The organism is Mycobacterium saskatchewanense, assembly GCF_010729105.1.
GTDB lineage: Bacteria > Actinomycetota > Actinomycetes > Mycobacteriales > Mycobacteriaceae > Mycobacterium > Mycobacterium saskatchewanense.
In genome coordinates this window covers 5,134,987-5,156,150 of the sequence record NZ_AP022573.1, presented here as the reverse complement: position 1 = coordinate 5,156,150, position 21,164 = coordinate 5,134,987, and the positions used below count along the sequence as shown (strand labels likewise).

General features: G+C 68.0%; 18 protein-coding genes. 3 read left to right on the top strand and 15 right to left on the bottom strand.

Annotated elements, in window-relative coordinates; genetic code table 11:
• Positions 1-70: 70 nt before the first annotated feature.
• From secA to G6N56_RS24090, 3 genes are all read right to left on the bottom strand, one after another.
• Positions 71-2,902: a preprotein translocase subunit SecA gene (gene secA / locus G6N56_RS24100; protein WP_085254225.1), complete on the bottom strand. Its 2,832-nt coding sequence runs from the start codon at positions 2,900-2,902 to the stop codon at positions 71-73.
• 107 nt (positions 2,903-3,009) lie between these two features.
• Positions 3,010-3,711, bottom strand: coding sequence for a ribosome hibernation-promoting factor, HPF/YfiA family (gene hpf, locus G6N56_RS24095; RefSeq protein ID WP_085254226.1), 702 nt, complete (start codon positions 3,709-3,711; stop codon positions 3,010-3,012).
• A gap of 358 nt (positions 3,712-4,069) precedes the next feature.
• Positions 4,070-4,702, bottom strand: a complete 633-nt coding sequence (locus G6N56_RS24090; RefSeq protein WP_085254227.1) for a ComF family protein — start codon at positions 4,700-4,702, stop codon at positions 4,070-4,072.
• 144 nt (positions 4,703-4,846) lie between these two features.
• On the opposite strand from G6N56_RS24090, the gene G6N56_RS24085 reads away from it, so the two are divergent.
• Positions 4,847-5,695: a TIGR03621 family F420-dependent LLM class oxidoreductase gene (locus G6N56_RS24085; protein WP_085254288.1), complete on the top strand. Its 849-nt coding sequence runs from the start codon at positions 4,847-4,849 to the stop codon at positions 5,693-5,695.
• Between the two features lie 142 nt (positions 5,696-5,837).
• Here G6N56_RS24085 and oxlT read toward each other — a convergent pair whose 3' ends face one another.
• Complete coding sequence (gene oxlT, locus G6N56_RS24080; RefSeq protein WP_197746642.1) at positions 5,838-7,106, bottom strand: oxalate/formate MFS antiporter; 1,269 nt, start codon at positions 7,104-7,106, stop codon at positions 5,838-5,840.
• Positions 7,107-7,673: 567 nt separating this feature from the next.
• On the opposite strand from oxlT, the gene G6N56_RS24075 reads away from it, so the two are divergent.
• Positions 7,674-7,811: a hypothetical protein gene (locus tag G6N56_RS24075; RefSeq protein WP_158090677.1), complete on the top strand. Its 138-nt coding sequence runs from the start codon at positions 7,674-7,676 to the stop codon at positions 7,809-7,811.
• A 186-nt stretch (positions 7,812-7,997) separates the two neighbouring features.
• On the opposite strand, the gene G6N56_RS24070 is transcribed toward G6N56_RS24075, so the two are convergent.
• The 11 genes from G6N56_RS24070 to G6N56_RS24020 form a co-directional block, all read right to left on the bottom strand.
• On the bottom strand, positions 7,998-8,906 hold the full coding sequence (locus tag G6N56_RS24070; RefSeq protein ID WP_085254289.1) for an alpha/beta hydrolase: 909 nt from the start codon (positions 8,904-8,906) through the stop codon (positions 7,998-8,000).
• Between the two features lie 281 nt (positions 8,907-9,187).
• Positions 9,188-10,942 (bottom strand): MtrAB system accessory lipoprotein LpqB, encoded by a 1,755-nt coding sequence (lpqB, locus tag G6N56_RS24065; RefSeq protein ID WP_085254229.1) that lies wholly within the window; start codon positions 10,940-10,942, stop codon positions 9,188-9,190.
• 1 nt (position 10,943) lies between these two features.
• A complete protein-coding gene (gene mtrB, locus G6N56_RS24060; protein WP_085254230.1) occupies positions 10,944-12,629 on the bottom strand; it encodes an MtrAB system histidine kinase MtrB in 1,686 nt (561 codons plus the stop codon).
• Positions 12,630-12,642: 13 nt separating this feature from the next.
• Positions 12,643-13,329: a two-component system response regulator MtrA gene (mtrA, locus tag G6N56_RS24055; protein ID WP_067925378.1), complete on the bottom strand. Its 687-nt coding sequence runs from the start codon at positions 13,327-13,329 to the stop codon at positions 12,643-12,645.
• 69 nt (positions 13,330-13,398) lie between these two features.
• Complete coding sequence (locus G6N56_RS24050; RefSeq protein WP_085254231.1) at positions 13,399-14,043, bottom strand: dTMP kinase; 645 nt, start codon at positions 14,041-14,043, stop codon at positions 13,399-13,401.
• A 93-nt stretch (positions 14,044-14,136) separates the two neighbouring features.
• A complete protein-coding gene (ahcY, locus tag G6N56_RS24045) occupies positions 14,137-15,609 on the bottom strand; it encodes an adenosylhomocysteinase (protein WP_085254232.1) in 1,473 nt (490 codons plus the stop codon).
• Between the two features lie 105 nt (positions 15,610-15,714).
• Entirely contained in the window at positions 15,715-16,320 is a 606-nt protein-coding gene (gene alkX / locus G6N56_RS24040; protein ID WP_085254233.1) for a TetR family transcriptional regulator AlkX, read from the bottom strand.
• Between the two features lie 26 nt (positions 16,321-16,346).
• Positions 16,347-16,529: a rubredoxin gene (locus G6N56_RS24035; protein WP_085254234.1), complete on the bottom strand. Its 183-nt coding sequence runs from the start codon at positions 16,527-16,529 to the stop codon at positions 16,347-16,349.
• Positions 16,526-16,699 carry a rubredoxin gene (locus tag G6N56_RS24030; protein WP_085254235.1) on the bottom strand — a complete coding sequence of 58 codons (174 nt, stop codon included), beginning with the start codon at positions 16,697-16,699 and terminating at the stop codon, positions 16,526-16,528. The genes G6N56_RS24035 and G6N56_RS24030 overlap by 4 nt, the downstream gene beginning before the upstream one ends.
• Positions 16,696-17,937, bottom strand: a complete 1,242-nt coding sequence (locus tag G6N56_RS24025) for an alkane 1-monooxygenase (RefSeq protein ID WP_085254236.1) — start codon at positions 17,935-17,937, stop codon at positions 16,696-16,698. The genes G6N56_RS24030 and G6N56_RS24025 overlap by 4 nt, the downstream gene beginning before the upstream one ends.
• Before the next feature lie 147 nt (positions 17,938-18,084).
• A complete protein-coding gene (locus G6N56_RS24020) occupies positions 18,085-19,584 on the bottom strand; it encodes an amino acid permease (RefSeq protein WP_085254237.1) in 1,500 nt (499 codons plus the stop codon).
• A gap of 90 nt (positions 19,585-19,674) precedes the next feature.
• Between G6N56_RS24020 and G6N56_RS24015 the strand changes: the two genes are divergently transcribed.
• Positions 19,675-21,093 carry an FAD-dependent oxidoreductase gene (locus tag G6N56_RS24015; RefSeq protein WP_232069389.1) on the top strand — a complete coding sequence of 473 codons (1,419 nt, stop codon included), beginning with the start codon at positions 19,675-19,677 and terminating at the stop codon, positions 21,091-21,093.
• Positions 21,094-21,164: the final 71 nt, after the last annotated feature.

Sequence of the window (21,164 nt, the reverse complement as noted above, 5' to 3'; positions counted from 1 at the left end):
CGGCACCCGCCGCATGGGGCGGCTGCCTCAAATCGATCGGCCGAATGCGCGGCCAGAAGCGCGCGGCCGGCTAGCGCTTCTTGACCGATTTGGCCGGCTTGGCGCCGCGGCCTTGCTGCCGCGCCGCCGCACGCCGCTCGCGACGGCTCGCGCCGCCGGGGACGCCGGCTGGCGTCTTCGATGAACCGCCGCCGTTACGCTGCAGCTGTGCCGAGCCGTCCTCGGACGGGCCGGAGTAGGTCAGGGCCGGCGCCTCGTTGTCGATCCCCTTGGCGTGCACCATGTTTCGTGGCTCTTCGCGGGCGGGCTCCGGTTCGGCCGGTTCGGCCGGCTGGGACGGCTTACCCAATTCGGCCAACCCCTCCGGAGCCGGCATCGGGGCGACCTGCGGGGCGGGCACCGCCTCGACCGTCACGTTGAACAGGAATCCGACGGACTCCTCCTTCATGCCGTCGAGCATCGCCATGAACATGTCGTAGCCCTCGCGCTGGTATTCGACCAGCGGGTCGCGCTGCGCCATCGCGCGCAACCCGATGCCCTCCTTGAGGTAGTCCATCTCGTAGAGGTGCTCGCGCCACTTGCGGTCGATGACGTTGAGCAGCACATTGCGTTCCAGCTGCCGCATCGCGCCCTCACCGGCGAGTTCCTCGAGCTCGGCCTCCCGCACGCCGTAGGCCCGTTCGGCGTCCTTGAGCAGCTCGTCGAGCAGCTCCTCGCGGGTCAGGTCGTCTCGGTCGTCATCGTCGTCCAGCCGCGCGAGCGTCTCGTGGCTGATCCCGACCGGGTACAGGGTCTTCAGCGCCGTCCACAACGCTTCCAGATCCCAGTCCTCGGCGTAGCCCTCGGCCGTCGCGCCGTTGACGTACGCGGTGATCACGTCGCGGACCATGTCCAGCGCCTGCTCCTTGAGGTTCTCGCCCTCCAGGATGCGGCGGCGCTCGGCGTAGATCACCTTGCGCTGCTGGTTCATCACCTCGTCGTATTTCAGGACGTTCTTGCGGACCTCGAAGTTCTGCTGCTCGACCTGGGTCTGGGCGCTCTTGATCGCCCGGGTGACCATCTTGGCTTCGATCGGCACGTCGTCGGGCAGGTTGAGCCGGTTGAGCATCGCCTCCAGCGCGGCCCCGTTGAACCGGCGCATGAGCTCGTCGCCGAGCGACAGGTAGAAGCGCGACTCCCCCGGGTCGCCCTGCCGGCCGGAGCGGCCTCGCAGCTGGTTGTCGATGCGGCGCGACTCGTGCCGCTCCGTGCCCAGCACGTACAGGCCGCCGGCCTCGATCACCTCGGCGGCCTCCTTGGACGCCTCCTCCTTGACGATCGGCAACTCGGAGTGCCAGGCCGCCTCGTACTCGTCGGGTGTCTCCACCGGGTCGAGGCCGCGCTCCCGCAGCCGCTGGTCGGTGAGGAAGTCGACGTTGCCGCCCAGCACGATGTCCGTGCCGCGGCCGGCCATGTTGGTCGCGACGGTGACCCCGCCGCGCCGGCCCGCCACGGCGACGATGCCCGCCTCCTGCTCGTGGTACTTGGCGTTGAGGACGTTGTGCGGGATGCGGCGCTTGGTGAACTGCCGCGACAGGTACTCGGAGCGCTCGACGCTGGTGGTGCCGATCAGCACCGGCTGGCCCTTCTCGTACCGCTCGGCGACATCGTCGACCACCGCGATGTACTTGGCTTCCTCGGTCTTGTAGATGAGGTCGGACTGGTCGGTGCGGACCATCGGCTTGTTCGTCGGAATGGGGACGACGCCCAGCTTGTAGATCTCGTGCAGCTCGGCGGCCTCGGTCTGGGCGGTTCCGGTCATGCCGGAGAGCTTGTCGTAGAGCCGGAAGTAGTTCTGCAGCGTGATGGTGGCCAGCGTCTGGTTCTCGGCCTTGATCTCGACGTGCTCCTTGGCCTCGATGGCCTGGTGCATGCCCTCGTTATAGCGGCGGCCGTAGAGCACGCGGCCGGTGAACTCGTCGACGATCAGCACCTCGCCGTCGCGGACGATGTAGTCCTTGTCGCGGACGAACAGCTCCTTGGCCTTCAGGGCGTTGTTGAGGTAGCTGACCAGCGGGGAGTTGGCGGCCTCGTAGAGGTTGTCGATGCCGAGCTGGTCCTCGACGAACTCCACGCCCAGTTCGTGCACGCCGACGGTGCGTTTGCGCAGGTCGACCTCGTAGTGGACGTCCTTTTCCATCAGCGGTGCCAGCCGCGCGAACTCGGAGTACCAGTTGGAGGCGCCGTCGGCCGGGCCGGAGATGATCAGCGGGGTGCGGGCCTCGTCGATGAGGATGGAGTCGACCTCGTCCACGATGGCGAAGTTGTGGCCGCGCTGCACCAGCTCGTCGAGCGAGTGCGCCATGTTGTCGCGCAGGTAGTCGAAACCGAACTCGTTGTTGGTGCCATACGTGATGTCCGCGGCGTAGGCGGCCCGCCGCTCGTCGGGCGTCATCTGCGCGAGGATCACGCCGACGTCCAGGCCGAGGAAGCGGTGCACGCGGCCCATCCACTCGCTGTCGCGTTTGGCCAGGTAGTCGTTGACGGTGACGACGTGCACACCCTTGCCGCCGATGCCGTTGAGATAGGCCGGCAGCACCGAGGTCAGGGTTTTGCCCTCACCGGTCTTCATCTCGGCGACGTTGCCGAAGTGCAGCGCCGCCGCGCCCATCACCTGCACCTCGAAGGGACGCTGGTCGAGCACCCGCCAGGCCGCTTCCCGGGCCACGGCGAACGCCTCGGGCAGCAGGTCGTCGAGGCTTTCGCCGTCGGCGTGCCGCTTCTTGAACTCGTCGGTCTTGGCCCGCAACTCGGCGTCGGTCAGCTTCTCGACGTCGTCGGAGAGGGTTTCGACATAGTCAGCGACCCGCTTGAGACGCTTGAGCATGCGACCTTCGCCGAGGCGCAGCAACTTCGACAGCACGGTGTTGTCCCCTTTTGGGATGTTCCCCTGTTGGTAGGAGTCTCTCTATCAGGCGACTCCCATGGTAGGTGACAACCCCGCGATGGCCGCCGAACCTCAGGAGGGCATCAGGCCAGCCGGATCAAGCCGTAGTCGTAGGCGTGCCGCCGGTAGACGACACACGGCCGCTCGGTCTCCTTGTCGTGAAATAGGAAGAAGTCGTGCCCAACCAGCTCCATCTCGTAGAGGGCGTCGTCGACCGTCATCGGCGTGGCCGGGTGCTCCTTGGTCCGGACGATCCGCCCCGGCTCGTGGTCCGCAAGCGGGCCGTCAGCGCCGTTGGGGGCCCCGCGCTCGAGCGCGTCGGGCGAGCTGGGCTGCCCATCGGCCGGCGGCACGACCGCGGTCGCGGCGGCGAGCGACACCGGCGTCTTGTCCCCGTAGTGGACCTTGCGGCGGTCTTTGACGCGGCGCAGCCTGTTCTCCAGCTTGTGGACCGCGGACTCGAAGGCCGCATAGAAGCTGTCGGCGCACGCCTCCGCCCGGCTCACCGGCCCGCGACCGCGCGCGGTGATCTCGACGCGCTGACAAGACTTGCGCTGACGCCGATTGGGGGCGTGTTTGAGCTCGACGTCGAAGAGATAGATGGAGCGATCGAACCGCTCGAGACGGGCGAGTTTCTGCGAGACGTAGAGGCGGTAGTGCTCGGGGATTTCCACGTTGCGGCCCTTGAACACGACGTCGGCCGTGAGTATCGGTTCGGGCTGCGCATCGGTTTCTGCCGGGGGTTGGTCCAGAATCTGACCGGACAATACGGTGTTCCTTGACATACGGGACAGCTCGTTTCTCTCGTCACGTCGCACGCGCCCTGCGTGCCGGGCTTTCACAACGCACCGACGGGGTGGGAGCAGTGCTCACAGGAGTCACCGCCGCAGGCTGCCCGCCGGAGCAAGGTGCCGAATACTCACCCCTTCCCGTCAGCGGGTCTCTGGAAACGACCAGTGAGCCAGACCAATGAGTCATTGAAGGTTGTCCTCGACGTTAGCTCGTGTTCGCCTGGGGATGCCAGTGATTTCCCGGACCCGTAGCGAGTTCTTCACACGCGCGGGACGGCCTAGCCGCCGAACGTCGACTTGTTGTACCGGTTGCGTCATTTTTTCGACAAGAAGCCGACTTTGGCCGCGCTCGTCACGCCGACGCCACCGCCAGCACGGCGGTGACCGCCACCCCCGCCGCGCGCAGAACCCGGACCGACTCGCGGGCCGTCGCCCCGGTGGTGACGATGTCGTCGACCACCACGACCTCGGTCTGCGGCCGCGGGCCGCGCAGCAGCACGCGGCCGGCGATGTTGCGCTCGCGGGCGGCGGTCCCCAGGCCCACCGAGTCGCGGGCCAGCGCCCGCATCCGCAGCGCCTGGGCGACGACGATGTCCGGGTGTCCGGCCACCGCGGCGCGGGCCAGCCGGGTGACGGGGTCGCCGCCGCGCCGGCGCGCGGCCGATCGCCGTGTCGGTGCGGGCACGACGGTCAGCGGGGCGTCGACGATGCCCCACGTCAGCAGCCGGTGCATCCCGACGGCCAGGGCGTGCGCCAGCGGTTCGAGCAGGTCGCCGCGGCCGCGCTCCTTCAGCGCCAGGAGCGCCGCGCGCCGCGCGCCGGCGTAGCGGCCCAGCGCGAACACCGGCACGCCTGGATCGACGCGGGGGTCGATCACGTGCGGCTCGTCGGCAGCCACCGACAGTTCCCGGGCGCAGGCGCCGCACCAGCGGGTCGACGACGCTCCGCAGCCGCCGCACTCCAGGGGCAGGATCAGGTCGAGCACGCTCGCAGTCTCGCGCGCGGGGCCGACAACTTCCGGACGGCGTCGCGCCGGAAAGCCGTTCGGTGCCCGATTCACTCGGACCGCCGCGCCTGAAGCCGACGGCCGGGCGCTGAACCGAAGCCGACACACGCCCGTGTACTGGTGGTGACCGCGCGTCCGATCCGGCTGGGGATCAGCTTCGGATGGCAAGGCCGGGTCGACAGGTTGGTCGCCCAGGCCCGCCGCGCCGAGCACGCCGGCTTCGACACCGTCTTGCTGACCGATCACCTCGGCTATGCCGCGCCGTTGCCGCCCCTCGTCGCGATCGCCGCGGCGGTACCCTCGGTGCGGGTCGGCAACCTCGTCATCAACGCCTCGTTCCACCGGCCGGCCCTACTGGCCCGTGACCTGGCGAGCGTGGATTCGGCCACGGGCGGCCGACTCGAGATCGGCCTCGGTGCCGGCTATGTCGCGGAGGAATTCGCCGCGGCCGGTGTGCCTTTCGCCGACTACAACGCACGCGTCCGGTTGTTGACCGAACATGTTCTCGCCCTGCGCGGCTGGCTGGCGGACCCCGGCTACACTCCGCCGGCCTTCCAGCAGCCGCCGCCCATCCTGGTCGCCGGCATGGGCACGGGGGTCCTGTCGGCGGCGGCAGAGCACGCCGACATCGTCGCTATCGGCACGCTGGCCGACGAAGACCGCCTGGTCGAGCAGGTGAACCACGTCAAGCGCCGGGCCGGGTCGAGGCTCGACGAGATCGAGCTGTCGTTCGGCTTCTTCCAAGTGTCCATGGACCGGCCCGACGACCTTTCGGAGCTGCGCCAGATACGCCCCGACGCAACGGATTCCGAGCTGCGCAGGATGGCATGCCTGCTGGAGGGATCGGTGGACCAGGCCGCTGATCGCATTCGGCGCCTGCATCAGGAACTCGGTATCAGTTACTTCACGTTCAGCAAGACCGCCGCGACGTCGTGGGCGACGCTAGAGCGGCTGGTCGACGCGCTGGGGTGACAGTACGTCTCCCGCCCACGACAACGGCAATGCCACCGATAGTGGCCCGTCCGGCAGGCATCGGCAACGCGCGTGCGGGGCCGGCACCGTTCACCGGCACGGCCAATTCGGGCTCGCCCCGCGCCACCGCTGGTGACCTGGGCTATGCCGCGGGCGAGTCGGCTCGCTCAGCAGCTCCGGCGCCGAGGAATCGTTGACGCGCAGGCTTCAACACGAACACGGCCAGCGCCGCGGTCGTTAGGTCGAGCGCAATTGCGCACCCGAACACCGGAATCCAGCTTCCGGCTTCCTCGTGCAGCAGCGCGGCGAGCGGACCACCGAATATCGAACCGATCCCAAATGAGATGTAGAGCCAGCCGTAATTTGCTGTGGCGTAACGAGCCCCGAAGGTATCGGTCAACGTGGAGGGAAACAGCGAGAAGATCTCGCCCCACCCGAAAAACACCAAGCCGGAGAGGAGGACGAACAGCACGGCGTCGCTTCGCGTCAGCAACCAGAGCGTCATGGCTATGCCCTCCAGCGCGAAGGCGAACCCCATGGTTCTCTCCCGGCCCAGTCGATCCGATACCCAACCGAACAACGGTCGGGTAAGGCCGTTCGTGAAGCGGTCGATTGTCAGCGCCAGCGGCAAGGCCGCGAGGCCGAACACCAAGACCTTGCTCACGCCGAAGTCGGTCGCGAACGTCGCCATCTGGGATGTGACCATCAAGCCCGAGGTGGCCATCATCGCCATCATCAGGAACATCAGCCAGAACAGTGGCCGTTTGAGCATTTCGGATGGCCGGTAATCGCGCCGGGTGTCGGGGGTTCGGGCGCTGAGCACGCTGGGCACGAAATCCGCAGGCGGGACCCGCAACCCTTGCGCGGCAGCGAAACCGACGGCGGCGAAGACCAATCCGAAAAGCCACAGCGTGTACTCCACCCCGTGGGCGGCAAGCGACGAAGCAATCGGGAAGGTCGTGAGGATCGCGCCCATGCCGTAGCCGGCCGCCACCACCCCGGCGGCGAAACCCCGCCGGTCTGGAAACCACCGGACCATGAGTCCGACCACGCCGACGTACACGATCCCCGTGCCGACGCCACCGACACCGCCATAGGTGAGGTACAGCACCGGCACGCTGTGCGCGTGGGCGGCGAGCGCCCAGCTCGCGCCCGCCAGCAGCGTGCCGATTGAGATCAACCGGCGCGGCCCGAAGCGGTCGACCAGCGCTCCCTGAAACGGCGAGAAGAAGGCCTGCAGCACCACGAGGATCGAGAAGGTCACCTGCACTTCCGGCAAGGCAATGCCGAGCTTGGCGGCAAGTGGCTTGGTCATCAGCGTCCACACGTACTGCGGACTCGATATCGCCATCATGCAGACAAGACCAAGACCGAGCTGAAGCCAGCGGCTGCGCGCGATGGTCGGCGCCAAGAGCGCCGGCGCGCCTTTCAACGTCTCCGTGCGAGCAGTCACTGTGGTCCTCCGTTTCGATTACGCCCTGGGTGACCGCCCCGCGGCCAACCGATCCCAGGCCGCGGCCGCCGCCATCAGCCACCGCATTCGTCCGCGCCGCTCCGCTCGGCGGCAACACCGCGAATCCCAACTTGCGACTAGTCATCCAGTTGATTACCGCGGCGAGGGGCCAATACGACCGCTCCGGCCGTACTCGGTTAATTCGAATTTGATGCCACACCAATGTGCGCCGCCAACAATAAGTTTGGCATGTTACCCAGAGATTACCCACAGTAGCCGGCACGTCAACATCGGCTCACGGCCGTGGGCTCACGCCATGAATCATGCTCTGCTACAAGCTATTTGGCTCACGTCCTCACCATGGGGGCATGGTGATAGATTGCGTGGATCACGTATTGGACAACGGTGGATGTCATCCGCTCCGCGGATTACCCGCGTTAACTTATCCGACGTTATTATTTGGCATCCCAACGGATATCGGAGAATCTGTTTGTCTGCCTGTCCGGGCACCATAATGATGAAAGCATGACACTTCTGTCATTCATCGGCGCAATGGCGCTCGCGAGCGGGCCGCCCGGCGATGCGCCGGCAACGGGCGAAGCGGGACAAGCCGGCTCGCGTTGTGACAGCAACGATCTGCTCGGCCACGGCCGCGGCCGCTAGCGGCCCGGACGGCTACGGGCTGTCGCCCGAACCCGGCAGGTACGGCAGGACCACCGTGTGCGATTTCGCCAGTTCATCCACGCACTCCCCCCAGGTCCCGGCCGGTGTGCTGCTGGTCCCGCGCATCAGCACCAAACCGGGGCCTGAACCCCTCACGTCAAAAGCGAGGTCCAGCAACATCGGGCGTCACTTGCCAAGGTGCGAAACGAAGAAGTCGCGGGCCGCCGCCTTGGCCACTTCGCTGTCCGGACCCGAGTAGACGCCGAAGTGCCCGCAGTCGATCGTCACCAGCTGCTTGGGCTGGTTGGCTCGCTCGTAGGCCGCCAACGCCAGCGCCGCATCCGTCAGGCTGTCCCGCAGGGCTATCACCATCAGAAGCGGCGTCGGGGCGATGCGCGGCAGATACCAGCCCGGCTCGTAGCCGAAGCAGTTCTCCATGCTGCGCGCGGTGACGCGGTTGGTGAAGCACGAATCCCGTTCGGCCACACCGCCTGGACCCATGAAGTATTGGTAGGCGTCGGGGTTGGGCAACGCCGAAGTCGCCAAGGGATCTTTGTCCACTATCGGTAGGTACGTCGGTTCTTTACCGAGCGCCCTGGCGCGCCGATCGTCCGCGAACGACGCGTGAACCGAGTCGCGCAGGTCCACCCGGGTCATGTCACCGAACGTGCGGCTGCCGCTGATGAACGGCGACTGCCCCACAACGGCCTTCACCCGCCGGTCGATCGCTCCCAACACGTACACATGACCGGCGGACAGGCTGGTGCCCCAGGCTCCGATCCGCTCGGCGTCCACGTCGGGGCGGTTCTGCAGGTACGTCACCGCGTGCTGGTAGTCCCGGATCTGTTGAAATGGTTCGCTTTCATTGCGCGGCATGCCGGGCGCCGTGTCGGACCGACCCCAGTTGCGGTGGTCGTACAACAGGGCGGAAATACCTGCGGCGGCAAGCAGTTCGGCGTAGTCGGTGATGAAGTGCGTCACCTCACCGCCAAGCCCATGTGCCATGACGACCGCTGGGGCCGGGCTATCCGACGCGGGGAAGAACAACCCGCGCAAGGTGACACCCTCGGCGTCGAACTCAATCTGCTCTGCCATGCTCATCCTGTCCTTTCACCACGAAGCGTGGCGTCGATGAGATGAGGCGGTGACGCCGCCGAAGAGAGCGAAGTCACGCACCGCGACGCCGTGGGCCATGCGCACCGCTTCGCCCAAGCCGACCTCGCACTCACCGAATGGCGTTGCGCCACATGGCCCGGGGAAACCGGCTCCGCTCAGGTTTGTCAGATTGCGCACACCATTAAAGCTATGCACGTCGGCTGCGATGATCGAGCCGATCCACGCGCCCTGCTAGCCGAAAAGCGCGCGGCCGTACGTCCTCAGCCCGGCAGCACCGGCGCCGCGCCCGCCATCATCAGGCCGGAAACCTCCGCCCAGCCCTGGCCCTCGGCCGCCGACGCCGAGTACTGCACCACGCCCTGCGGTGCCGCGACGTAGATGGTCGACGGGTTGGCCGCCACCGTCGACACCGGCAGCTGCACGCCGTGCGCGGGCGCGTCGGAGTTGACCCCGTCCAGGTTGACGTACGACACCGGGTGGCCGCCGTCGGTCCGCGTCACCACGATGTCGTCGCCGGTTCGCCAGGACAACGACACCACTGACGTGCCCAGCCCGAAGCCCAGCCGCCGCGGGTAGGTCAGGGCGAACTGCCCGGCCTGGGTCTGCTCCACGCTGGCGAGGATCACCTGGCCGTTGATCACCATCGCGGCACGGGTGCTGTCGCGGGACAACTGCAGATCGGTGATCGGCCCGGGGAACCGGCTCGCCACCGCCACGGAATCCACTGGGATGCGGGCGGGTTGGCCCGACGCAGGTTCCTGGATGGCCCGCAGCACGTTGTTGCCGTCGACCACCGTCCAGACCGCGTCGTCCAGCGACCAGCTGGGTCGCGTCAGACTGTGCCCGTCGGCCGACTGGACCGCCTCGCCACCCAAGTCCCCGATCCACAGCGACGCCGCCTGGTCCGGGGCAGCGCGGCGCAGGGTCACAACGGAAGCCACCTGCCGTCCGCTGCGGGACAGCGCGGCGCCGGTCTGATCACCCATCCGCCCGAAGGCGCCGGGCACGGTGGTGACGTGCTGCCCGTCCAGCCCGACCAGTGACCCGTTCACCAGGGCGTGCAGCCCGGCGCCCGCGCCGTCGGCCACGCCGGGGTCGGTGGCGGCGACGTCGGACGTCGTCCAGCCCTCGGCGAATCGGTCGTCCAGCGGGGCGCCGTCGGCGTTGATCACGTATGGGCCCCGGATGTCGGCCCGGGCCAGCGTCCAAATGATTTGCGCCGCAACCAGTGCGCGGCTATGCGGATCGGTGGTGGACAGCTTCTCCAGCTCGACGCGCGCGCCGCCGTAGCCGCGCCCGATCCCGTTCTTGCCGCCGTCGGCCCGGGTCACCGGCCCGCGCAGCCGCAGCGGCGGGGCGAGCAGGTTGCGCACCGTGTGGGCCATCTCGGGGCGGGGCCCGGCGATCAGCTTGGAGATCAGCTCGGTGGCCAGCTGGTCGTGGTCGGGCACCGCGACGTAGCGCGGGTCGGGCACCACCGTCTTGCCGGTCGGGTCGGCGAAGTACAGCGTGTTGCGTTTGTAGGTCGCCTGGAACTGTTGCCAGTCCAGGAAGACACCGTTGGGCAGCCGGTCGATGCGCCAGCCGCCAGAGGTCTTGACCAGTTCGATCGGGCCCGGGTCGGGCAGCACGCCTTCGGCCGTCTCGAACACGCCCACGTCGGACAGCGAGCCCAGCATATCGGCACGCATGGTCGCCGAAACGCGCTCGGCGCCACGGGTTTCCACGAACACCACGTGGTCGATCAGCAACGCGCTGCCGGCGTCGTCCCAGGAATTGGACGCCGACTGGGTGAGGAACTGGCGCGCGGCCAGGTGCCGGTTCGCGGGATCGGCCGTCGCCTTGAGGAATTCGCGCAGCAGCACGTCGGGATCCATGCCGGGGGTCGGCTTGGGCAGGTTCGACGGGGCCGGCCGCTCGACGGTGCCGATGGCCTGCGGGGCCGACGAATTGGGCACCCCCGCGCAGCCGGCCAGGACGACGGCCAGCAACAACAGACCCAGCAGCCGCCGCACGCTACCCGCTCCTCTCGGCGTGCTCGCGCGGACGCTGGCGTTCCCTGCCGTGTTGCGGTGCGGCCGCGGGCGCCGCCGCCTGTTGCGGGACCGGCTTGAGCGGCAGCGGACTGGTGGTGACCTTGTGGCCGCGAACCAGCGGGAGGGTCAGCCGGAAGCACGCCCCCTGGCCCGGCTCACCCCACGCCTCCAGCCGCCCCTGGTGCAGCCGGGCGTCCTCGATGCTGATCGCCAGGCCCAGCCCGGTGCCGCCCGAGCGACGCACCCGCGACGGGTCCGAGCGCCAGAACCGGCTGAACACCAGCTTCTCCTCGCCCGGCCGCAGCCCCACGCCGTAGTCCCGGACGGTGACGGCGACCGTGTCTTCGTCGGCGCCCATCCGGATGTCCACGGGCTTGTGCTCGGCGTGGTCGATGGCGTTGGCGATCAGGTTGCGCAGGATCCGCTCGACCCGGCGCGCGTCGACCTCGGCGATCACCTCGTGGTCGGGCATGTCGACCTGCAACTCGATGCCGGCCTCCTCGGCCAGGTGGCCGACGTTGCCGAGCGCGCTCTGCACGGTGGTGCGCAGATCTACGGCCTCGACGGACAGCTCGGCCACACCGGCGTCGTGCCGCGAGATCTCCAGCAGGTCGTTGAGCAGGGTTTCGAACCGATCCAGCTCGTTGACCATCAGCTCGGTGGAGCGGCGCAAGGTCGGGTCGAGGTCCTCGCTGTGGTCGTAGATCAGGTCGGCGGCCATCCGCACCGTCGTCAGCGGGGTGCGCAGCTCGTGGCTGACGTCGGAGGTGAAGCGGCGCTGCAGGTTGCCGAATTCCTCGAGCTGGGTGATCTGCCGCGACAGGCTTTCGGCCATGTCGTTGAACGAGACCGCGAGCCGCGCCATGTCGTCCTCGCCGCGCACCGGCATCCGTTCGGACAGGTGCCCCTCGGCGAACCGCTCGGCGATCCGGGACGCCGAGCGCACCGGCACCACCACCTGCCGCGACACCAGCAGCGCGATACCGGCGAGCAGCACGAGCAGCACGGCGCCGCCGGTGATCATCGTGCCGCGCACCAGCGTGATGGTCGCCTGCTCGTTCTTCAGCGGGAAGATCAGGTACAGCTCCAGGTTGGCCACCTGCGCGGAGGCGGGCGTGCCGATGATCAGCGCGGGACCCGAGAACCCGTCGGTGTGCACGGTGGCGTACTGGTAGGCCGCCTGGCCCGCCTTGATAAAGCCGCGCAGCGAGTTGGGCACCTGGTCGACGGGCCCGGCCGTCGTCGCGGCGCGCGGCCCGTCGCCGGGCACCATCAGCACCGCGTCGAAGGCGCCGGCCAGCCCCGCCCCAGAGGCGGGGTCGGTCTTGGAGGTCAGCGTGTTGCGGGCGAGCTGGAGACTGCTGTCCAGCGAGCGGGTTTCCTCGCCGTTGACGATGCCGCCGACGGTGGTGCGCGCCCGCTCGATCTGCTCGATGGCGGCCCTGACCTTGACGTCCAGCACGCGGTTGGTGACCTGGCTGGTCAGCACGAAGCCGAGCGCGAGGATCACCGCGAGCGACAGCCCGAGGGTCAGCGCCACGACTCGCAGCTGCAGCGAACGGCGCCAGGCCGTTCCCACGACACGGCTCACCGCACCCATGCCGCGAGTCATGGGACCCGAGCGCCCCCAGCGACTTCTAGTACGTTGCCGCGAGCCCCAGATCACCTACACCGTCCGGTCACGGAGGTCCGGCCTTGTATCCCACTCCTCGAACGGTCAACACCACTGTCGGGTTCTCCGGGTCCTTCTCGACCTTGGCCCGCAGGCGCTGGACATGCACGTTCACCAAACGGGTGTCGGCGGGGTGGCGGTATCCCCACACCTGTTCGAGCAGCACATCACGAGTAAACACCTGCCGCGGTTTGCGCGCCAACGCGACGAGCAGGTCGAACTCCAGCGGCGTCAGCGAGATCTGCTCCCCGTTGCGGGTGACCTTGTGTGCCGGCACGTCGATCTCGACGTCGGCGATCGACAGCATCTCGGCGGGCTCGTCGTCGTTGCGCCGCAGCCGGGCCCGCACCCGGGCCACCAGTTCCTTCGGCTTGAACGGCTTCATGATGTAGTCGTCGGCGCCAGACTCCAAGCCGAGCACCACGTCCACGGTGTCGGTCTTGGCCGTCAGCATGACGATCGGAACGCCGGAGTCGGCGCGCAGCACGCGGCAGACGTCGATGCCGTTCATGCCGGGCAGCATCAGGTCCAGCAGCACCAAATCGGGGCGCAGCTCGCGCACCGCGGTCAGGGCCTGGGTGCCGTCCCCGATGACTGCGGTGTCGAAACCCTCCCCGCGCAGCACGATGGTGAGCATCTCGGCCAGCGAAGCGTCGTCATCGACGACCAGAATCCTTTGCCTCATGGCGTCCATGGTGTCACCAGATCGGGATAAAACTCCGACACCACACGGGCGTTTCTTGCCGCAAGGGCCGAATCTGGGTCAAAACGCTCCTTCCGGGGCCGTCAAAGTGGCCGCAAGGCGCGCCGGGTCGACGTCCGCGTCGGCTACCAGCCACCGGCCGCCCCAGCCCTCGGCGGCCAGTTCGGCGTACACCGCGCCGGTCCGCCGCTGCAGGCCGTCGTCGCGCTCGTAGCTGTCGCGGGCCCGGTCGGGCTCGGTCTCGGCGCGGTGGCGGGCCCGCTGCCCCGCCAGCTCGGCCGGCACCGCGAGCAGCACCTGGAAGTCCGGCCGCGGCAGTCCGAGCCGCCCGAACTCGAGGCGGCCGACCCAGTCGACGGCCGGCCCGGCCGCGTCCTCGTGCAGGCGCGCGGCGCTGTACGCGGCGTTGGAGGCAACATAGCGATCCAGGATCACGACGTCGTGGGTGCGGCCCAGCTCCTCGATCTCCCCGACCGCGTCGGCGCGGTCGAGCGCGAAGAGGGTCGCCATCGCATACACCGACGACGCCAGGTCTCCGTGCGCACCGTGCAGGGCCTCGGCGGCGATGTCGGCCGTCACCGAGCGCCCGTAGCGCGGGAAGTCAAGGGTGGCCACCGACTTCCCGGCCCCCTCGAAAGCCGCGCGCAAGCCTTCGGACAGGGTCCGCTTGCCCGCGCCGTCGACGCCTTCGATCGCGATCAGCACGGCGCGAAGCCTAGTCCCTCGTCGAGCGCCCGGCTGGAAGGGCGCTCGGTGCCGCACGCCCGGCTGGCCGGGCGTGCGGCCACCACAAAAGACTCAGTAGCGGTAGTGGTCGGCCTTGTAGGGGCCGTCGACGTCGACGCCGATGTATTCGGCCTGCTCCTTGGTGAGCTTGGTCAGCTTGCCGCCGAGCGCCTCGACGTGGATGCGGGCCACCTTCTCGTCGAGGTGCTTGGGCAGCCGGTAGACCTCGTTGTCGTACTCGTCGTTCTTGGTCCACAGCTCGATCTGGGCGATCACCTGGTTGGAGAAGCTGTTGCTCATCACGAACGACGGGTGGCCGGTGGCGTTGCCCAGGTTCAGCAGCCGACCCTCGGAGAGCAGGATGATCGACTTGCCGCTGTCGGGGAACGTCCACACGTCGACCTGCGGCCGGATGTTCGTCTTGGTGGCGCCGGAGCGCTCCAGCGCGGCCACCTGGATCTCGTTGTCGAAGTGCCCGATGTTGCCCAGCACCGCGTAGTCCTTCATCGCCTTCATGTGCTCGAGGGTGATGATGTCCTTGTTGCCGGTGGCGGTGATGACGATGTCGGCCTGGCCGATCGCGTCCTCGACCGTCTCGACGTCGTAGCCCTCCATCAGCGCCTGCAGCGCGTTGATCGGGTCGATCTCGGTGACGACGACGCGCGCGCCCTGGCCCTTGACCGACTCGGCGCAGCCCTTGCCCACGTCGCCGTAGCCGCAGACCAGCACCTTCTTGCCGCCGATCAGCACGTCGGTGCCCCGGTTGATGCCGTCGATCAGCGAGTGTCGGCAGCCGTACTTGTTGTCGAACTTGGACTTGGTCACCGAGTCGTTGACGTTGATCGCCGGGAACGCCAGGTCGCCGGCCGCGGCGAACTGGTACAGGCGCAGCACGCCGGTGGTGGTCTCCTCGGTGACGCCCTTGACCGACTCCGAGATCTTGGTCCACTTGTCCTTGTCGGTCTCGAAGCGCTTGCGCAGCAGCTCCAGGAAGACCTTCCACTCGGTGGGGTCGTCGTCTTCCGCCGGCGGCACCACGCCGGCCTTCTCGTACTGCGCGCCACGCAGCACCAGCATGGTGGCGTCGCCGCCGTCGTCGAGGATCATGTTGGCCGGCTCGTCGGGCCAGGTCAGCATCTGCTCGGCGGCCCACCAGTACTCCTCCAGCGTCTCGCCCTTCCAGGCGAACACCGGGACGCCCTTGGGCTCCTCCGGCGTGCCGTGCGGGCCGACGACCACCGCGGCGGCCGCGTGGTCCTGGGTGGAGAAGATGTTGCAGGACGCCCAGCGGACCTGCGCGCCGAGCGAGACGAGGGTCTCGATGAGCACCGCGGTCTGCACCGTCATGTGCAACGAACCCGAGATTCGGGCGCCCTTGAGGGGCTGCACGTCGGCGTACTCACGGCGCAGCGACATCAAACCCGGCATCTCCTGCTCGGAGAGCTCGATGTCCCGGCGACCGTAGTCCGCCAGCGACAGGTCGGCGACCTTGAAGTCGATGCCGTTGCGGACGTCGGGGGTCAGCGATTGTTCGGTCGTCGTCATGGAAGTTTCATCCTTTTCAGGGCTCACCGGTCAGCGGTACTTAGCTTAGGTATGTTCTTGCGCCACTGTAGTCGCCGATCTGTGGGCCCCGGGCGTCGGGAACACTCAGGGCACGTTGGCGACGCCGTGTCGTTCGGCGAACGGCGTCATCAATCGTGCCAGATCGGCCGCGACGTCATGATCGGCCTCCGGAGGCATCGACACGTAGCTCAGGCACAGCCGCACGATGGCGCGCGCCAGCACGCCCGCGTCTTCGTCGCTGGTGGCGACCCACGTCTGGGTGAGCGCCGACGCGAGCCTGCCCGACGCGCGGGTGATGATGGGGCCGCTGTCGGTGGTGATGAGCTGCAGCAGGTCCGGCTTGGCCACCCCGCTCAGCAGCGAGATCACGAGCGGGTCGGCCTGCGATTCTGCGAAGAAGTCGCGAAAACCCTGCAGGAATGCGTCGTAGATGTCCCCCACGTTGGCGTCCAGGGCCGCGTGGACGGTGTCGACCAGGCGGTCGGCCAGGCGCAGGGCGTACCCCTGCGCCAGGCCCTGCCGCGAGCCGAACTCGTTGTAGATGGTCTGCCGGCTGACACCCGCGGCGCGCGCCACGTCCGACAGCGTGATGGCCGACCAGTCGCGGCCGCCCAGAAGCTCCCGCATCGCGTCCAGCACGGAGTCGCGCAACAGGGCCCGCGACGCCTCGGCGTACGGCATCCGCTTCATAGGCGCGACGATAGTTGTTGGGGCGCTCACGAACGAGCTATCTCCACCATCTCGAAGTCGGACTTCGCCGCACCGCAGTCCGGGCAGCTCCAGTCATCGGGGATGTCGTCCCAGCGGGTGCCGGGCGCGATGCCGTCTTCGGGCCAGCCCTTGGCCTCGTCGTACTCGAAGCCACACTGAACACACACGAAGAGCCTGTAGTCGCTCATCGGTTGACTCCTATCTTCTCGAAATCGACCTTCTCACGCACCGCGCAATCGGGGCAGCACCAGTCTTCGGGAATGTCGCTGAAGGACGTACCCGGGGGAAAGCCTTCCCGCGGAGCGCCTTTCGATTCGTCGTAGGTGTAGTCGCATCCGGGGCAGCGGTAGGCGATCATGCGGGCACCCCGTACCTGGCCAGCATCTTGTCGCGCAGCCGGGGCTGCACGTTGACCTTGGTGATGTCGCCGTCATAGTGCTCGAGCACCCGATGATCCATGACCCTGCGCCACAGCGGCGGGAAGTAGGTCAGCGAGATCATCGACGCGTATCCACTCGGCAGGTTCGGCGCCCCCTCCATGCTGCGCAGCGTCTGGTAGCGGCGGGTGGGGTTGGCGTGGTGGTCGCTGTGCCGCTGCAGGTGATAGAGGAACAGGTTGGTGACCACGTGGTCGGAGTTCCAGCTGTGCACCGGCGCGCAGCGCTCGTAGCGCACCTTCCCGGAAGGCGAGTCGAGCTTCTGCCGCAGCAGCCCGTAGTGCTCGAGATAGTTGACGGCCTCCAGGAGGGAGAAGCCGAAGACCGCCTGGATGACGACGAACGGGATCAGGCCGGGGCCGAAGACCGCGATCAGCGCACCCCACAACACCACCGACAGCGCCCAGGCATTGAGCACGTCGTTGGACAGGTAAGTCGTCGGGTTCCAGGGGCTCTTGCCCATCCTGCGCACCCGCTGCGCCTCCAGCCGCACCGCCGAGCGCAGGCTGCCGAACACGCTGCGCGGCAGAAACTCCCAGAAGGTCTCCCCGAAGCGGGCCGAGGCGGGGTCTTCAGGGGTGGACACTCGCACGTGGTGGCCGCGGTTGTGCTCGATGTAGAAGTGGCCGTAGCAGGTCTGCGCGAGGGTGATCTTGGACAGCCACCGCTCCAGCGAGTCCTTCTTGTGGCCCATCTCGTGCGCGGTGTTGATGCCGACGCCGCCGAGGACGCCGACCGACAGCGCCAGCCCGAGCTTGCCCGCCCAGCTCAGCCCGCCGTCGAACCCGAGCCAGCCGAGGTGGGCGGCGGTGAACAGGTAGGCGCCGAGCACCACGCTCAGGTACTGGAACGGGATGTAGACGTAGGTGCAGTACCGGTAGTACTTGTCGTTTTCCAGCCGCTCCATCACCTCGTCGGGGGGATTCTGGCCGTCGGGACCGAAGCGCAGATCCAGGATCGGCAACAGCACGTAGAGCAGGATCGGGCCGATCCACAGCGGCACCTGCGCGGCCGCGTGCCAGCCGAGGCGGTTGAGCCCCCAGATCAGGGGCAGCATCACGAACAACGCCGTCGGGGCGATGAGCCCCATGAGCCACAGATGCCGTTTCTTGTCCCGCCAGGCCGGCGCCTCGATCGGCTGGGGCCTCAATGTGGTCATATGCCAAACCTCCTTGTGAGTCATGCCACGTTGGAGTTGGACATTACCGCTCATTGCGTCTTTCGTCTAGACACGGAAGGGCATTTTGTAAAGCTGTTTGCGCGTCGAGTGTCGAGTTGTTGTTGGATCTCGGGCGCTACCGGCCCATCAACTCGACGTTCGCCAAGCGGTCTGGCGCGCCTCGAGCGCCTGTCGGTGGCCCTGCACCGAATGCCCGTACCCGTAGCCGACGTAAATCGCCGTTCCGATCACCAGCCAGATCGCGAAGCGGACCCAGGTCAGCGCCGTAAGGTTCACCATCAGCCACACGCACGCGCAGATCGAGGCGATGGGAAGCGCCGGTACCCACGGGGCCCGAAATCCCCGCTCCAGGTCCGGGCGGGTGCGCCGCAAAACCATGACTCCGGCCGAGACCAGAGCGAAGGCGAACAGCGTCCCGACGTTGACCATCTCCTCGAGCTTGTCGATCGGAAACACCGAGGCCGTCGCGCCCACCAGCACCGCGACCAGCACGGTGATGCGGACGGGAGTGCCTCGCGAACCGGTCTTGGCCAGCTGCCGCGGCAACAGGCCGTCGCGCGCCATCGCGAACAGGACCCGGCACTGTCCGAGCATCAGCACCATCACCACCGTCGTCAGCCCGGCCAGCGCGCCGATGGAGATGATCTCGCTGGCCCACGCGATCCCGTTGTCCTGAAACGCGGTCGCCAGGTTGGCGTGGCCGCGACCCGGGACCGTCTTGAGCTTCGTGTAGGACACCATCCCGGACAGCACCACCGAGACCGCCACGTAGAGCACGGTCACGACCGCCAGCGACACCAGAATTCCCCGCGGCACGTCGCGCTGGGGGCGCTTGGTCTCCTCGGCCATGGTGGCGACGATGTCGAAGCCGATGAACGCGAAGAACACGATCGATGCCCCCGCCAGCACGCCGTACCAGCCGTAGTGGCTGCTGTGCGCCCCGGTGAGCAGCGACAGCACCGACTGATTGATACCCGAGGCCTCGTGCCCGGCCTCGGGCGGCGGGATGAACGGCGAGTAGTTGGAGCCCTTGATGTAGAACGCACCGACGACCACGACGAGCAACACCACCGACACCTTGATCCCCGTGACCACCGCCGAGAACCTCGACGACAGCTTGGTACCCAGGGCGATCAGCGTCGCCACCACCGCGACGATCAACAGGGCACCCCAGTCGAGCTGGGCGGAACCGAACCTCAGCGTGCCGCCGGCGAACCCGAACACCGAGCCGAGGTAACTCGACCAGCCCTTGGCGACGACGGCGGCGCCGATGGCCAATTCCAGCAGCAGGTTCCACCCGATGATCCAGGCGAGGAACTCGCCGAAGGTCGCATAGGAGAAGGTATAGGCGCTGCCCGCCACCGGAAGCGTCGAGGCGAATTCGGCGTAACACAACGCCGCCAGCGCGCAGGTCACCGCGGCGATCACGAAGGAGATCCAGATCGCCGGGCCGGTGATGTCGCCGGCCGTCGACGCGGTGACGGTGAAGATACCGGCGCCGATCACCACCGCGACCCCGAACACGACGAGATCGCGCCACGTCAGCTCCTTGCGGAGGCGGGTGTCCGGCTCGTCGGTATCGGCCATCGATTGCTCGACCGACTTCGTGCGCCATCGACTGGCCATCCGCGCCGCCCCTTCGTCAGTAGCTGACCGCACAGTACTGGGTACTCTGCGGAGATGCCGGACAGCGGGAAGAACACAAGAGACCACGCGGTGGTCATCGGGGGGAGCATCGCCGGCCTGTGCGCTGCTCGGGTCCTGTCGGACTCCTTCTCCCACGTGACGATCTACGAACGCGACGAGTTGCCGACCACCCCGACGAACCGGGCGGCGGTGCCTCAGGACCAGCACCTGCACATGCTGATGGCCCGCGGGGCGGCCGAATTCGAGAGCCTGTTCCCCGGCCTGCTGAAGGACATGGTGGCCTCGGGCGTGCCCATGCTCGAGAACCGGCCGGACTGCATCTACCTGGGCGCCGCCGGCCACGTCCTGGGCACGGGGCACACCCTGCGCGACGAGTTCACCGCCTACGTGCCCAGCCGGCCGTATCTCGAATGGCAGCTGCGCACCCGGGTGCAACAGATCGACAACGTCGACATCGTCCGGCGACCGGTCTCCGAACCGCGGTTCGACCCGGCGCGCCAGCGGGTGACCGGCGTCCTGTTGGACCCGCCGGAGGGCGGCGAGCCGGAGTTCGTGCCGGCCGACCTCGTTGTGGACGCCGCGGGCCGGGGCACCCGGCTGCAGGTCTGGCTCGAGCAATGGGGGTTCGAAAAGCCCGTCGAGCAAACCATCGACATCGGCATCCACTACGCCACCCACCGCTTCCGCATGCCCGAGGGCTTGATCGCGGAGAAGGTGGTGGTCGCCGGGGCCTCTCACGACCAGTCCCTGGGGCTCGGCATGCTGTTCTACGAGGACGGTACCTGGGTGCTGACGACGTTCGGCGTGGCAAACGCCAAGCCGCCCAGGACATTTCCCGAGATGCTGGTGCTGGCCGGCGAGCTGCTGCCCGACCACTTCTCGGCCGCGCTGGCGCATGCCGAACCCATCGGCGAGCCGGCCTACCACGCGTTCCCGGCCAGCAGGTGGCGGCGCTACCACAAACTGAAGCGATTCCCCACCGGGATCGTCCCGTTCGGCGACGCCGTCGCCAGCTTCAACCCCACCTTCGGACAGGGCATGACGATGACCTCGCTGCAGGCCGGCCACCTGAAGTGGGCGCTGCGGTTCCCGGACGACCAGCTGGCCGCGGCACTCAACGGCGCGACGGCCAGGACCACCTACCCGGTGTGGATGATGAACGGCATCGCCGACGTCAACTTCCACCATGCCGGCGCCAAGGCGCCGGTGCCTTGGTGGTGGCGGCCGTCAGCTTCGCTGTTCGACCAGTTCCTCGGGGCGGCCGAGACGGAACCCGTTCTCGCCGAATGGTTTCTGCGCCGGTTCTCGCTGCTCGACAGCCTCTATATGGTGCCGCCGCCGCGGATCGTCGGCCGCGCCATGGGGCACAACCTGCGGTTGTGGCTGCGCGAGCGCCGGGAGGGCGCCCGTGGCGATCGCGAGCGCGGCGAAGCCGCGCGACGCGGGTCGCCACCGTCGGACCGACGGGCCATGGCGGTCGCCGAATAGCTACAGCCGTTTGTTGAGCGCCGAGATTGCGGGGGTGGTCGCGATCCCTTGAAACCGCCCGGCAAGGCACT